The 14,503-nt window shown below is 75.2% G+C and carries 10 protein-coding genes; 9 read left to right on the top strand and 1 reads right to left on the bottom strand.

Annotation, left to right across the window (positions count from 1 at the left end):
* Positions 1 to 75: 75 nt before the first annotated feature.
* The 8 genes from D459_RS0122050 (at position 76) to D459_RS0122015 (ending at position 8,961) form a co-directional block, all read left to right on the top strand.
* Positions 76 to 1,365 carry an extracellular solute-binding protein gene (locus D459_RS0122050; RefSeq protein ID WP_017595181.1) on the top strand — a complete coding sequence of 430 codons (1,290 nt, stop codon included), beginning with the start codon at positions 76 to 78 and terminating at the stop codon, positions 1,363 to 1,365.
* Positions 1,362 to 2,315 carry a carbohydrate ABC transporter permease gene (locus D459_RS0122045; RefSeq protein ID WP_017595180.1) on the top strand — a complete coding sequence of 318 codons (954 nt, stop codon included), beginning with the start codon at positions 1,362 to 1,364 and terminating at the stop codon, positions 2,313 to 2,315. The genes D459_RS0122050 and D459_RS0122045 overlap by 4 nt, the downstream gene beginning before the upstream one ends.
* Positions 2,312 to 3,220, top strand: a complete 909-nt coding sequence (locus D459_RS0122040; protein ID WP_017595179.1) for a carbohydrate ABC transporter permease — start codon at positions 2,312 to 2,314, stop codon at positions 3,218 to 3,220. Before D459_RS0122045 ends, D459_RS0122040 begins: the two co-directional genes overlap by 4 nt.
* A gap of 80 nt (positions 3,221 to 3,300) precedes the next feature.
* Positions 3,301 to 4,704, top strand: a complete 1,404-nt coding sequence (locus D459_RS0122035) for a GH1 family beta-glucosidase (protein WP_026120651.1) — start codon at positions 3,301 to 3,303, stop codon at positions 4,702 to 4,704.
* Positions 4,705 to 4,720: 16 nt separating this feature from the next.
* Positions 4,721 to 5,740 (top strand): LacI family DNA-binding transcriptional regulator, encoded by a 1,020-nt coding sequence (locus D459_RS0122030; RefSeq protein ID WP_017595177.1) that lies wholly within the window; start codon positions 4,721 to 4,723, stop codon positions 5,738 to 5,740.
* 140 nt (positions 5,741 to 5,880) lie between these two features.
* Positions 5,881 to 6,165: a hypothetical protein gene (locus D459_RS0122025; RefSeq protein ID WP_026120650.1), complete on the top strand. Its 285-nt coding sequence runs from the start codon at positions 5,881 to 5,883 to the stop codon at positions 6,163 to 6,165.
* Positions 6,166 to 6,272: 107 nt separating this feature from the next.
* Positions 6,273 to 6,947, top strand: a complete 675-nt coding sequence (locus D459_RS0122020) for a hypothetical protein (protein ID WP_017595175.1) — start codon at positions 6,273 to 6,275, stop codon at positions 6,945 to 6,947.
* Positions 6,948 to 8,586: 1,639 nt separating this feature from the next.
* The gene (locus tag D459_RS0122015) at positions 8,587 to 8,961 is read left to right on the top strand and encodes a VOC family protein (protein WP_040710780.1); all 375 of its coding nucleotides are present in this window, start codon (positions 8,587 to 8,589) and stop codon (positions 8,959 to 8,961) included.
* Positions 8,962 to 9,029: 68 nt separating this feature from the next.
* Here the strand turns inward: D459_RS0122015 and D459_RS37055 are convergent, their stop codons facing one another.
* Positions 9,030 to 10,532: a M15 family metallopeptidase gene (locus D459_RS37055; protein WP_241485098.1), complete on the bottom strand. Its 1,503-nt coding sequence runs from the start codon at positions 10,530 to 10,532 to the stop codon at positions 9,030 to 9,032.
* 460 nt (positions 10,533 to 10,992) lie between these two features.
* On the opposite strand from D459_RS37055, the gene D459_RS0122005 reads away from it, so the two are divergent.
* Positions 10,993 to 14,445: a sensor histidine kinase gene (locus D459_RS0122005; protein WP_026120648.1), complete on the top strand. Its 3,453-nt coding sequence runs from the start codon at positions 10,993 to 10,995 to the stop codon at positions 14,443 to 14,445.
* The last annotated feature ends 58 nt before the right edge of the window (positions 14,446 to 14,503 follow it).

Genomic DNA, 14,503 nt, shown 5'->3' with positions numbered 1-14,503 from the left:
GCTGTATGGGAGCGCTCCCACAGCGGGTGGCGGGAGCCTGCCGGGGGGACACGGACCCTGAGAAGCGAGGCCGAGATGACGAAGCGTTCACCCACGACCCGACCGCGCCCGGCGCCCCGGGCCGCCACCGCGGCCCTCGCCGGCGGCGCGCTGCTGCTCACCGCCGCCTGCGGCGGCGGGGGCGGCGGCGACGGGGAGGTCACCCTCACCATCGACACCTTCGGAGTGATGGGCTACGAGGCGCTCATCGAGCGGTTCGAGGAGGAGCACGGCATCCAGGTGGAGGAGCGCAACGTCACCGACGTCGCCGACTACACCCCCCAGCTGCAGCAGAACATCGCCTCCGGCAGCGGCGCCGGCGACGTGGTCGCCATCGAGGAGGCCAACATCGCCCAGTTCATGCTCCAGAAGGAGGCCTTCGTCGACCTGGCCGAGCACGGCGCCGCCGACCTGGAGGAGAACTTCCTGGACTGGAAGTGGGACCAGGGCACCGCCCCGGACGGCCGGATCGTCGGCCTGGGCACCGACATCGGCGGGCTCGGCATGTGCTACGACACCGAGCTGTTCGCCGAGGCCGGGCTGCCCACCGACCGGGAGGAGGTCGGCGAGCTCTGGCCCACCTGGGACGAGTACGCCGCCACCGGGGAGGAGTTCACCGAGGCCGACACCGGCGCCGCGTTCATGTCCACGATCCAGCCGCTGTTCCGGGTGGTCACCGCCCAGGCCGGCGGGGAGCCGTTCCAGAACACCGAGGGCGACCTGGTCATCGAGGACACCCCGTCCACCCGCGAGGCCTACGACACGGTCACCGGCATGTCCGGCCTCTCCGCGGCGCTGCCCATCTGGTCCGAGGAGTGGAACGCGGCGATCCAGGACAACGCGTTCGCCACCATGCCCTGCCCGGCCTGGATGCTCGGGCACATCGAGAACACCGCCGGCGAGGCCGGCGAGGGCCGCTGGGACGTGGCCGCGGTCCCGGGCGGCGGCGGCAACTGGGGCGGCTCCTTCCTCGCCGTCCCGGCGCAGAGCGAGCACCCGGAGGAGGCGGCCGCACTGGCCGAGTTCCTCACCTCGCCCGAGGGTCAGCTCAGCGCCTGGGAGGAGGCCAACACGCTGCCCTCCTCGCCGGAGGCGCTGGAGTCGGCCGAGGTCACCGAGTTCACCCGGCCCTACTTCAACGACGCGCCGGTCGGCGCGATCTTCGGCGCCACCGCGATGGAGCTGGAGCCGGTCTACTACGGGCCGGACACCCAGGCGGTCGACGACGCGTTCCGCGCCGCGCTGGAATCGGTCGAGCAGGGGCAGGCCACGGCGGACGAGGGCTGGGACACCGCGGTCTCCGGGAGCGAGCGGGCGGCCGGATGACCGCGGCGAGCCGGGCGCCGCAGGACGCGCGGCGCGGCACCGACCGCGCCGCGCGGCTGCGCGCCGCCCTGGACACCAAGGCCGCGCCGTACGCCTTCATCGCCCCGTTCTTCCTGCTCTTCGGCGTCTTCGGGCTGTTCCCGCTGCTCTACACGGCCTGGGTCTCGCTGCACGACTGGAGCCTGATCGGCGGCAACGAGGGCTTCATCGGCCTGGAGAACTACCGGGTCCTGCTCGGCGACGCCAAGTTCTGGAACGCGCTCCTCAACACGCTGGGCATCTTCGCGATCGCGGTCGTCCCGCAGCTGCTGGCGGCGCTGCTGCTGGCCGACGGGCTGAACCGGATCGTCCGGGGGCGCGGGCTGTTCCAGATCGCGCTGATCATCCCCTACGTCACCTCGATCGCGGCGATGGCCATCGTGTTCAGCACCCTGTTCGGCACCGAGTACGGCATGGTCAACCAGGTCCTCGGGGTGTTCGGGATCGACCCGGTGAACTGGCGCGGCGGCCGCCTCTCCTCCTGGGCCGCGATCGCGGTGATGGTGGACTGGCGCTGGACCGGCTACAACACGCTGATCTACCTGGCCGCCATGCAGGCCGTGCCCAAGGACCTCTACGAGGCGGCCGCGCTGGACGGCGCCTCCGCGCTGCGCCGGTTCTGGCGGATCACCGTCCCGATGATGCGGCCCACCATCCTGTTCACCGTCATCATCTCCACCATCGGCCAGATGCAGCTCTTCACCGAGCCCGCGGTCTTCGACACCGGCGGCGCCATGGCCGGCGGCACCCAGGGCCAGTACCAGACCGTGATGATGCTCGTCTTCCAGGAGGCCTTCCGGTACGGCGACTACGGCTACGGCTCCGCGGTCTCCTGGGTGCTCTTCCTGGTCATCGTGGTGCTCGGACTGATCAACGTGCTGCTGACCGGCCGGATCAAGGGGGCCTCATGACCGTCACCGCCGACCGCCCGGCACAGGCGCCCGCGGGCCGGCCGCGCCGCCCGGCGGGCCGGGGCCGCCGACTGCGCCGGCTGCGCGAGCGGGCGCCGCTCACCTACGCGGGGCTGCTGCTCACCGTGCTGCTCTCGCTCTTCCCGCTGTGGTGGATGCTGGTCATCGCCACCCGCACCACCGACGCCGTCGCCCGGTTCCCCCCGGTGCTGCTGCCCGGCGGCGAGTTCGCGGCCAACACCGGGCGGCTGTTCGGCAACGCCGGCGCGCACTTCACCCTGGGGCTGTGGAACTCCTTCGTCGCCTCGGCGACGGTGTCGCTCTCCGTGGTCCTCTTCTGCTCGCTCGCCGGGTTCGCCCTGGCCAAGCTGAGGTTCCCGGGGCGGAACGGGTTCACCGTCGCGGTGGTGGTCACCATGGCCGTCCCGGTCCAGGTGGGCATCATCCCGCTGCTCGTGCTGATGCAGTGGCTGGGCTGGCGCGGCGAGCTGCAGGCCGTCATCGTGCCGTTCCTGGTCAGCGGGTTCGGGGTGTTCATGATGCGGCAGTACGCCGCTCAGGGCGTCCCGGACGAGCTGCTGGAGGCCGCCCGGATCGACGGCTGCTCCACGCTGCGCACCTTCTGGAGCGTGGTGCTGCCGGTGCTGCGCCCGGCCATGGTCGTCCTCGGCCTGCTCACCTTCATGCAGACCTGGAACGAGTTCATCTGGGCCGTCGCAGTGCTGACCCCGGACAACCCCACCGTCCAGTTCTCCATCAACCAGCTCAACGAATCCGCCTACGCCCGGGACTTCTCGCTGATGTTCACCGGCGCGGCCTACGCCACCCTGCCCCTGCTCATCCTGTTCGCCGTCTTCGGCCGACGGCTCGTCGGCCGCATCATGGAAGGTGCCGTCAAGGCGTGACCTCTTCTCCGACTCCTCCCACGCACCCGGCCTCCCCGGCGCACCCCGCCGCCGAGGCCCGGACCAGCACCGACGAAGCCATCGCCCCGGCGGTGTTCCCGCCCGGGTTCCTCTGGGGGGCGGCCACCTCCGCCTTCCAGATCGAGGGCGCGACCGCCGCGGACGGCCGCGGCCCCAGCATCTGGGACGACTTCACCGCCGAACCCGGCCGGATCCTCGGCGGCGACACCGGGGAGCCCGCCGCCGACCACTACCGCCGGTGGCGCGAGGACGTGGCGCTCGTCCGCGAACTCGGCCTGGGCGCCTACCGGTTCTCCATCGCCTGGCCGCGGGTGCAGCCCGCCGGCTCCGGGCCGGCCGACCGGGCCGGCCTGGACTTCTACGACCGGCTGGTGGACGCCCTGCTGGAGGCCGGCGCCGAACCCTGGCCCACCCTCTACCACTGGGACCTGCCCCGGCCGCTCGAGGAGGCCGGCGGCTGGCCGGAGCGGGACACCGCGCTGCGTTTCGCCGAGTACGCCGGCCTGGTCCGCGACGCCCTGGGGGACCGGGTCGCCGCCTGGACCACGATCAACGAGCCGTGGTGCGCGGCGTTCCTCGGCTACGCCGCCGGGGTGCACGCGCCCGGCCGGACCGAGCCGGCCGCGGCCCTGGCCGCCGCCCACCACCTGCTGCTCGGCCACGGGCTGGCCGCCGGGGTGCTGCGCGAGCGGGGTGCCCCGCGGGTCGGCATCGTGCACAACCAGACCGAGCTGCTGCCCTACCGGGCCGAGGTGGCCGACCTGGCCGCGGCCCGCCGGGCCGACGCGGTCCGCAACCGGGTCTTCACCGACCCGCTGCTGCACGGGCGCTACCCCGCCGACCTGGTCGAGGACCTCGCCCCGGTGACCGACTTCGGGTTCGTCCGCGACGGCGACCTGGCGCTCGCCTCCGCCCCGCTGGACCTGCTCGGCGTCAACTTCTACCAGCCGCACCGGGTGGCGGCCTCGGCCGAGGGCATCGACCCGGACCTGCTGGAGTCCGGCGGCGACACCGCGGCGCTGGTCGGCTGCGAGACCGAGGTGCTGGTCCGGCGCGGCCTGGAGACCACCGGCATGGGCTGGGAGGTCGACCCGTCCGGGCTGTACGGGGTGCTCACCCGGCTGGCCGCCGAGGCGCCCGGGCTGCCGCTGTACGTGGTGGAGAACGGCGCCGCCTACCCCGACGAGGTCTCCGCGGACGGCAGGGTGCGCGACCCCGACCGGATCCGCTACCTGGAGGCGCACCTGCGCGCCGTGCACCAGGCGGTGCGGGCCGGAGTACCGGTGCGCGGCTATTTCGTCTGGTCGCTGCTGGACAACTTCGAGTGGGCTTGGGGATACTCCCAGCGGTTCGGACTGGTGCACGTCGACTACGCGACGCAGCACCGCACGGTCAAGGACAGCGGCCGCTGGTACGCGGCGGTCGCGCGCACCGGGACGCTGCCCGGCGCCGGCGGGGGGTGACCCCGGAGGAGAGAGCATGGACGGGGAGCGCAGGCCGACCCTGGAGGCGGTGGCCCGGCACGCCGGGGTCGGCCGGGGCACGGTGTCCCGGGTGATCAACGGCTCCGAGCGGGTCAGCGAACGGACCCGGCAGGCGGTGCAGAGCGCCATCGAGGAGCTGGGCTACGTGCCCAACCGGGCGGCCCGCACCCTGGTCACCCGGCGCACCGACATGGTGGCGCTGGTGGTGTCGGAGTCGGAGGAGCGGCTGTTCGCCCAGCCGTTCTTCGCCGGGATCGTGCGCGGGGTCGCCGGGGTGCTCGCCGAGCGCGGCCTGCAGCTGCTGCTGGCCACCGCGCGCACCGCGGCCGACCACGAGCGGCTCGGCGACTACCTGGTCGGCGGGCACGTGGACGGGGTGCTGCTGGTCTCGCTGCACGCCGACGACCCGCTGCCCGGGCGGCTCACCGCCGCGGGGATCCCGTTCGTGCTGGGCGGCCGCCCGGCGCACCCGGGCGCGGGCGCGGTGCACTACGTCGACATCGACAACGTCGGCGGCGCCGAGCTGGCGGTGCGCCGGCTGGCCGGGACCGGGCGGCGGCGGATCGCCACCGTCGCCGGCCCGGCGGACATGCCCGCCGGCCAGGACCGGCTGGAGGGCTACCGGCGGGCGCTGGAGGAGGCGGGCCTGGAGGCCGACCCGGCGCTGGTGGCGCGGGCCGACTTCAGCCGCGAAGGGGGCGAGCGGGCCATGCGCGGGCTGCTGGAGTCCGCCCCCGACCTGGACGCGGTCTTCGCCGCCTCGGACGACATGGCGCTGGCCGCGCTGCGGGTGCTGCGCGAGGCGGGGCGGCGGGTCCCCGAGGACGTGGCGGTGGTCGGCTACGACGACGCGGACCTCGCCGCCGGCGCCGACCCGCCGCTGACCACGGTGCACCAGCCGACCGAGCGGATGGGCGGGGAGATGGCCCGGCTCCTCGCCGACCGGGCCCTGTCGCGGGCCGCCCCGGAGGGCGTCGTCCTGGAAACCCGGCTGGTGGTCCGCGCGTCGGGTTGACGGCGGCCGGAAACGGCCCCGGTACCTCTGGACTCCCGGTCACAGCGTGTGCAACGCTGGGCACGCTTCCGCCCGCGCCGCACCGCCGTGCCTCGCGCCGGGCGGCGAGACGACGGACTTTCCTGCGGGGGGACGTGCTTATGCCGAGCGGGCCCGGGGGGTCGCCGGGGGAGGGCCTCAGGCCCCACTGCGCCGTCGACCGCTGCCGCTGGTGCGAGCGGGACGACCTGCCCTGCCGGTTCTGCTCCGGAACGGGGCGCTGGTCCCCGCAGCGCCCCGGCGTCGACGGCAACGGGGCCATCGAGTGGGCCCGAGTGGATGAGCAGTGCCGGATGTGCGCCGGCACCGGCCGCGAGCACTCCCCCCTCACCGATCCCCCGGACCCGGCCCCGGCCCCCTCCTCGTCCTCCCCGGGCGAGCTGTAAGCCCGGGCACAGGCCCGGACGAGCTGTAAGCCCGGACGAGCTGTAGGTTCGTCGGTGGGCCCGCCGCAGCGGGCCGCCGAGGAGCGACGACCGGGGGGAGAGCGGGAATGCGCTGGGTCACGTACCTGTCGCCGAGCGGGGGCACCGAGCGGGCCGGGGTGATCGACGACGGGTGCGTCTACGGCCACCCGGGCGGCACCGGCCTGGCCGAACTGCTCGACGCCGACGCCGCGGGGCTGGCGGCCGCGCACGCCGAGGCGCTGGACGCCCCGCTGGAGATCATCGTCGAGTTCGAGACCCGGCTGTGCGTCCCGGTCCGGCCGGACCGGCCGGTGCCCGCCTCCCTGGGCGGCGGCCCGGCGCGGATCGCGCCGGAGCTGGTGCACGGCACCGACGACGGCGCGCCGTTGCCGCCCGGAGCCGAGGGGCTGACCGCCTCGGTGGGCGCGGCGGAGCTGCACGGCGCCTCCGGCCGGCTGCTCGGCCGCACCGCGGCCTGCCTGTGGTGCACCCCGGACGGCACCCCCGTCCGGCTCAGCACCGGCCCGGCCGTGGTCACCCCGGACGAGCAGGGACCCGGCCCGGTCCGGGTCACCGCCGAAGCGGACGGGACCGTACTGGCCACCGCCGAACTCCCCGCGGACGGCTCCTGGGCGGACCCCGGCGAGCCCCTCTCCGCCGCACTCCCGGCCACCACCCGCCTACTGGAACCCGGCGAAGAACTCTTCGTGGACGCCGGCCCCCTCGGCGAATTCGAAATCCGCGTCGGCGCCGAAGCCTGACCCGCCCTCAGGCACGACACCCCACGGGGCCGGGATCCGAACCGGCCGCAAGGCCAGGAGCGGGACCGGCCGCTCGGTCGGGCGCGGTGCCTCACGGGGCTGCGGTTCAGCCGGGCGGCGACGGTGCAGGTAGGGCCGGTGCCGGGCACCTCACCCGGGTGCGGCGCCTCGCGGAGCGAAGGTCAAGACGGGCGGCGACGGCGGGGGTAGGGGCGGGGTGCGGGTGGTCGCCCGGGCGCGGCGTCTCGCGGGGCGGGGGTTCAAGCGGGCGGCGACGGCAGCGGTAAGGGCAGGGCGCAGCCGGTCACCCGAGTGCGGCGTCTCGCGGGGTCGGGGTTCAAGCGGGCGGCGAAGGCGGCGGTGGGGACCGGCTGGTCGGTCCGGTGCGGCGCCCCACGGGGCGGAGGTTCAGGCAGGCGGCGAAGGCAGGAGGGCGTGCCGGCCGGTCGGTCCGGCGCGGCACCCCGCGAGGCGAAGGTCAAGACGGGCGGCGACGGCGGAGGTAGGGGCGGGGCGGAGGTGGTCGCCCGGGTACCGGGCCCCACGGGGTCGGGGTTCAGGCCGGCGGCGAGGGCGGGGGCGGGCCGGGCGCCGCGTTCACCGGCCGGGCCCGGCGCGCGTGCTCCCGGCGAGGGGAGGCGGCGCCCCGGCGGCGCGGGCCGGCCCGCGCCCGCCAGGGGGCCTTATCCCTATATGCCCGGTTTGCGGCGGGGATTGAGTGGGGGCGGGGGTGCCCTGCGCACCTCCGCAGCACCCCGATTACATCTACCAGCGAGTAGTGAACCTCGAGGGCCCCACTGCCCCCTCTCTGGTTACCCAGAGTGGCCAACCGAGGGGACGAATACGACATCTCACCCCTGCGCCCACCCTTCCCGGGTTCCGGCCCCCTAGTTTGCGGCCTTGCGGGCGGCTCGAACCCCCGATCACCGGCCTGACCGGGGCCATTCGGGCCTCCCGGGGGCCGATCCGGCCCGGGATGCGCGCCCGGGAATCACCGAGGTGCTCTCGCGGTGCGCAGGGCGCCCCACCCAACCATCACCCTGCGTATTCGTCCAGGTCAGAGAAGTGCAGTGGTTTCAAGGGCGGCCGGCCACGCCGCCCGGGCGACGCGGGCACGGCGAACCCGCCCCCTGCCCCACCACTGCCGCCCCCACCCGCTCTGCCGCACCCGACCGACCAGCCGGTGCCCACCGCCGCCTTCGCTGCCCGCTTGAACCCCCGCCCCGTGGGGCCCGACGCCCGGGCGACCACCTGCACCCCGCCCCTGCCTACGCCGTCGCCGCCCGTCTTGACCCTTGCTCTGCGGGGTGCCGCGCCCGACCGACCGGCCGGCGGGCCCCCTCCCCGCTGTCGCCGCCGGCCTGAACCCCGGCCCTGCGGGGCGCCGCGCCCGGCCACGTTCCACCTTCGCCGTTGCCGCCGGTTCGAACACCCGCTTCACGAGGGGCCGCGCTCGGAGGATCGCCTTCGCTTCGAGTGGCCCTCTCCGATTCCGGGGCCGGGGCGGTGGGGGATCTGCGGTGCCGAGTACGCTCGTCCGGTCGCCCGCCTTCCGAGGGCGGCATCGGTCCCGGGGGAGGGGCGGATCCGCCCGGATCCGCCCGTGCCGGGGCCGCCGTACGACTGTGATGGAGGCGTCATGGCGGCTCGGATGAGGCTGTCCGCGATCACCCTCGACTGCGCCGACCCCGAGGCACTGGCCGAGTTCTACCGGCGCGCCACCGGGATGGAACCGCATCCCCGGTCGAACGCGGACTTCGCCGGCCTGGTCCGCGAAGACGGGCTCTTCATCGGCTTCCAGCGGGTCGAGGGCTACCGGGCGCCGGACTGGCCGGAGCAGACCGTGCCGCAGCAGGCCCACTTCGACTTCGACGTCGACGACTTGGAGGAGGCGAGGGCCCTGCTGCTGGAACTGGGGGCGGCCGAGCCGGAGCGGCAGCCGGGCGGGGACACCTGGCGGGTCTTCACCGATCCGGCGGGGCACCCCTTCTGCGTGGTCGAGCGCTCCGCCTGAGCGGGGGCGCAGCGCAGGTCCGCTCCAGGGTGCCCCGAGGCCGGCTCCGGGGCGGCGCGGGGCGGTGGTCATCCGCTGCCGGGGCGGAACTCCCAGTGCCAGGGCTCGAAGCCGTCGCGGGCCCAGGGCGGGTTGTGCCAGCCGTGCTCCCCGGCGGCGGCCAGCATCCAGCGGTGCTCGGCGGAGTCCTCTCGCTCGACGCCGCCGCACAGGTCGACCGCGAGGCCCAGGCCGTGGGTGCTGGTGCCGGGGTCGGCGGCCATGCCGGGCTCCATCTCGGTGAAGAGCCGGACCTGCTCGTCGAGCGGCCGGTAGGAGTCGGTCACGCACATCGGGCGGCCGAACCGCTCCCGGTAGGCGGTGTCCAGGCGGTCGAACGCGGCGGCGGCGTCGGCGCGCAGCGCCTCCCCGGGCTGGGCGAGCGGGCACAGCTCCGAGGCGGGGATGCGGCCGTTGGACCGCTGCCCGGCGGGCGGGGCGGCGGAGCAGGGGCCGTCCCCGGACCAGGGCACGGGCGGAGTCGCGGCGGGGGGCTCGGACGGGGTCCCGGGGTCCGCGCCGGAGTCTCCGGCGGAGCCCCCGTCAGAGCCCCCGCCGGGGGTGCCGTCGCCGGCGCCCCCCGGGGTTCCGGTTCCGCCGCTCTCGCCGCTCTCGTTGGTCCCGCCGGTCCCGTCGTCCGTGGTCGGGGGGTGCTCGCCGGGGGAGGCCCCGGTTCCGGAGCCGCCGGGGACGGGGGGCTCGGACTGCTCAGGGCCGGAGCCCTCGGGGTGGGTGTGCGGGGCGTCGTCCTGGCCGCCGTCCTTCGGGCCGTCGGCGGATCCGCCGCCCTGCTCCGCACCGCTGCCGCTTGCTCCGGCTTCGCCCGCGCCGCCCGCACCCGTGCCGCCCGAGGCGCCTCCGCCGGAGCCGTGCATTGCGGCGTCCAGCTCGGACTGCTCGGCGATCAGGGCGGACAGCTCATCGCGCCGGGAGTCCAGTGCCGTCGCGGCGTCCTCCTTGGCCCGGCGTGCGGCGGCGGTCGCGTCCTGCTGCTCGGTGAGGGCGTCCTCGGCGTACCCGTTCAGGGTGCCGGTGGCCGAGGCGGCCGCCTCGGCGCGGTCCAGGGCGCCCCGGCGATGCTCGGAGAGCAGGGTCAGGAAGGAGCTGCGGTCCAGCGCCTCCTGCGGGCCGCGGGCGTCGGTCCAGGCGACCATCGGCCCGGTGTCCACGCCCATGTAGGCCGCGGCGGCCTGGCCGGCGGCGGCCCGGCGGACCTCGCCGTGCCGGTCGGCGGCCCGGTCGGCGGCGCGCCGCGCCGCCCGGTAGGCGTCCTCGGCCTCCTCCAGCCGCTCGGCCTCGGCGAAGTAGTCGGCGACCGCCTGCTCGCCCTCCTCGTACAGGGCGTCGACCTCGGTGCGGAGCTCGGCGAGGCGGACCTGGAGCGCGGCGGGGTCCGAGGCGGGGTCCGCGGCGGCGCCGTGCGGCGGTGCGGCCCCGGCGCACACTCCGGCGGCCAGGACCGGCCCCAGTAGGGCGGCGAACCTGCGCGGGACGAGACGATCCGACCTGACTTCGCGCGGAACCACTGACACACCCCCAGGGAACACGTGCCTCAGATGACACATTGTCACGTCCCTGTCACCGGTTCACAGGTATCTGCGGGTGTGTTCGAAAAGTTATCGGAAGGATCGGTCGTGCCGGAATCGCCCGTGTGGCCAGGGAAGTCGTCATGTCCGGTATGGGGGTGTCCGACGGACCGAATCGAAATCCCCTGCGCGCGCGGGGGCGGTGCCGGAGGCGGGGGAGGTGACGTCCGGGGCCGAATTGGTAGTCTGTGCTCTCCAAGTGCGCCATTTCAGGTTTTGGCGCGCGACGCCTCTTCCCCTCATGAGGCGGGCCCGCTGCGGCAGCCCCACGTACCGCCATGCGCGCCCAGTCGTGTCCGATCGGCCCGCGGTCCCATCGGCGCCTCCGTACCAGCGGCCGCCGGCCGTCACACATGAGGGCAGCGTCCATTCACACGAGGCGGTGAACGAAAGGTTGCGAGGGTCCGTGTCGACACGTGCGGCGAGAAGCAAGGCCGACGCCCCGCAGAAGGAGCCCCTGGAGGACAGCGGGCAGGGGCGGCGCCGGCGGTGGTCACCGCGGAACTGGCGGGTGCGCTCCCGGCTGTTCGCGCTGATCGCCATCCCCACGGTCGCCGCCCTCGTGCTGGGCGGCCTGCGGGTGGGCAGCAACATCGGCGAGGCCGTCACCCACGACCACATCCAGAACATGGCGATCCTGGGCCAGGACATCGTCGACCTCACCTATGAGCTCGGCAAGGAGCGCCAGGCGGCGGCGCTCTACATCGCCGACGCCCGCAACCCCGAGGACCGCGACCCCGACCTCCTGGTGGGCCTGGAAGACCAGATCAAGGCCACCAAGCGCGCGCAGTCCGAGGTCGACAACCGCCTCGCCGAGCTCGGCGACCTGGGCGGCGGCACCTCCGAGGAGCGCCGCAAGCGGATGGTCTCCTCGCTGGACGGCCTGGACGGCATCCGTGACGAGGTGACCGGCACCGCGCTGACCGTGCTGCCCGCCGCCACCAAGTACCGCCAGGTGGTCAACACCCTCAACGAGTTCGGCGCGACCATCGGCGAGGGCACCGACAACGCCGAGCTGCAGGAGAGCGTCCGCGCGCTCAGCTCGCTCAACAAGGCGCGCGAGCACCTCTCCTTCGAGTCGGCGCTGATGATGCACGTGCTGACCCGCGACTCGATGTCCGGCGGTGTCCAGGAGGCCATCCAGAACACCCGCTCGCGCTACGAGAACGAGGTGCAGAACTTCACCTCGAGCGCCACCGCCGAGCAGCGGCAGACCTACGAGTCGACGTTCACCGGGCTCGAGGTCAGCCAGATGACCACGGTGCGCCAGCGGGTGCTGATGCGCGCCGACAACGAGACCCGGCTGGCCGGCGCCAAGGGGATCGACACCGCCGCCGGCTACACCAAGGTCGCCGAGGCCTCGCTGGGGCTGGCGCACGAGGCCGACTCCAAGGTCGCGGGCATGGTCGCCGACGAGGCCGACCAGCTGCGCAAGGACGCCCTGCTGGCCGCGGTGCTCGACTCGGTCGTGGTGCTCCTGGTGATCATCGCGACCTTCGTGGTCACCAGCATGGTGATCCGCTCGCTGCTGCGCCCGCTGCGCCGCCTGCGCGAGGGCGCGCTCCGCGTCGCCGACCGGGACCTGCCCGACTCCATCAGCCGGATGAAGGACACCACCACCACGCCCGACCAGGTGGAGGTCGTCCCGATCGACGTGGGCACCCGGGACGAGATCAGCGAGGTCGCGACCTCCTTCGACCAGGTCCACCGGGTCGCGATGCGGCTGGCCTCGGAGGAGGCCGCGCTGCGCTCCAACGTCAACGCGATGTTCGTCAACCTGTCCCGGCGCAGCCAGACCCTGGTCGAGCGGCAGCTGCGGCTCATCGACGGCCTGGAGCAGAGCGAGCAGGACTCCGAGCGCCTCTCCGACCTGTTCCAGCTCGACCACCTGGCCACCCGCATGCGGCGCAACGCGGAGAACCTGCTGGTCCTCTCCGGCCAGGACAACACCCGCAAGTGGGCCCAGCCGGTCCCGCTGGTCGACGTGCTGCGCGGCGCGGTCTCCGAGGTCGAGCAGTACGAGCGGGTCAACGTCCGCGCCCCCTCGGACGTGTCGGTGCTGGGCCGCCCGGTCAACGACGTCATCCACCTCGTCGCCGAGCTGGTGGAGAACGCCACCGCGTTCTCCTCGCACGACTCGCACGTGTCGGTCACCGCCCGGGTCGGCGACGACGGCGGCGCCCGGGTGGAGGTCACCGACTCCGGCATCGGCATGCCGCCGGAGGAGATCGACGCGGTCAACCGCCGCCTCGCCGAGCCGCCCGTGATCGACGTCGCGGTCTCCCGCCGGATGGGCCTGTTCGTGGTCAGCCGGCTGGCCGCCCGGCACGGCATCCGGGTGCACCTGGCCGAGGCCCGCAACGGCGGCGGCGTCACCGCCGTCGCCGACCTCCCGGCCGACCTGCTGATCACCCCGGTCGAGCCGTCCCGCGCCCTGGAGGCGGGGGGCGTGCCGGACACCTACGCCCAGGCGCAGGAGGCCTTCGCCGCCTCCCCCGCGCCGAGCGAGCCGGACGACGGCTGGGGCCGCGGCTCCTACGCCGCCGACGCGGGCTCCCCCGGGGCGGACGCCGGCGCCTACCCCGGCGAGCAGCTGCCCAAGCGCCAGCCCGGCAGCCACCGGTCCGACCAGGGCGGCGGGGGCTCCGAGCACCCGCCGAGCGGGGAGGACCTGTGGCAGGCCGCGGGCTGGAGCGACCGCCCGCTCCCCGAGCGGCCCGCCCCGGAGCCCCCGGCCTCCCCGGCCCCCGAGCCGCCGGCCGCGCCGAACCGCCCGGCCGCCCCGGACCAGCAGGTCAGCCGCTCCGCCGGGTCGCTGTTCGAGCCGCGGCAGACCGGCTCCTTCCCGGCGGTCCCGGAGAGCGCTCCGGAGCCCGCGGCCGACCCCTTCGCGGGGAGCGGTTCCGGTTCCTTCGCCGGGAGCGGTTCCGCCTCCTCCGCATGGAGCGACGCGGACGCCCTCCGCCCGGCCGACCGGGCCGACGGTCCCGCCGCCCACGAGTCGAACGGCTTCGCCAACGGGTTCCTCGGCGCGGACGGCACCGGTGCAGAGGACCGCTCCGCCGGCGGCGCCCGGGACGACTCCCCGGCCCCCGCGGCCGGAGCCTGGCCGCAGGAGCGGGCCTCCGAGCCGGAGGCCCCGCGCGAGGAGCCGCCGGCGGCCCCCCGGACCGGCCAGTGGTGGCAGGAGCCGTCCGGGACCGCCGAGCAGCGGCCTGCGGAGCCCGAGCCCCGCGAGGGCTACGGCTCGACGGCCTACCTGTCCCGCCGCTACGGCCGGGGCCAGGCCCCCGGGCAGAACACGGTGGTCCCGCCGTCGCCGGAGTCCGGCTCGGAGGCGCTGCCGATCTTCGACGCGATCGAGTCCAACTGGTTCAAGCGGCGCACCTCGGGCCCGGAGACCGGGCCGATCCCGACCGACCCGGCGCCCGCTCCCGCCCCCGCCGCCCCGCAGGCCCCGCCGGCGGCCCCCGCCGCCCCGGCGGAGGCTCCGCGGTCCCAGGAGGGCGCCTCGCAGCCCCCGGCCGCCCCGCAGCAGAACGGGGAGGCCCGGAACGGGCGGAGCGAGGACGGCTGGCGCTCCGATTCCGACCGCGGCTGGAAGGCGGCGCGCAGCGCGGCCGAGCCGATCGCCGGGGGGCTGACCGAGTCGGGGTTGCCAAAACGTGTCCCTAAGGCAAACCTTGTTCCGGGCACCGCACCGCAGCCGGAGAACTTCCGGCAGATGCCGAGCCGCTCGGCCGACCGGGTACGCAACCGGTTCTCCGGCTTCCAGCGGGGCGTCCGGGAGGGCCGCAACCAGACCGGCGACTTCAGCCGGGAGGGCGGCGGCGAGGACCGGTACCCGGAGGAGCGGTAGAGTTCATGCCCGCGTCGGCACGGCGCCCGCGCCCGGTGAACCGCCAGGGGCGCCGGAC

It is taken from the genome of Nocardiopsis potens DSM 45234, from assembly GCF_000341105.1.
GTDB lineage: Bacteria > Actinomycetota > Actinomycetes > Streptosporangiales > Streptosporangiaceae > Nocardiopsis_A > Nocardiopsis_A potens.
Note: the sequence above shows the minus strand (reverse complement) of the source record. Positions and strands in the feature narration are given on the sequence as shown.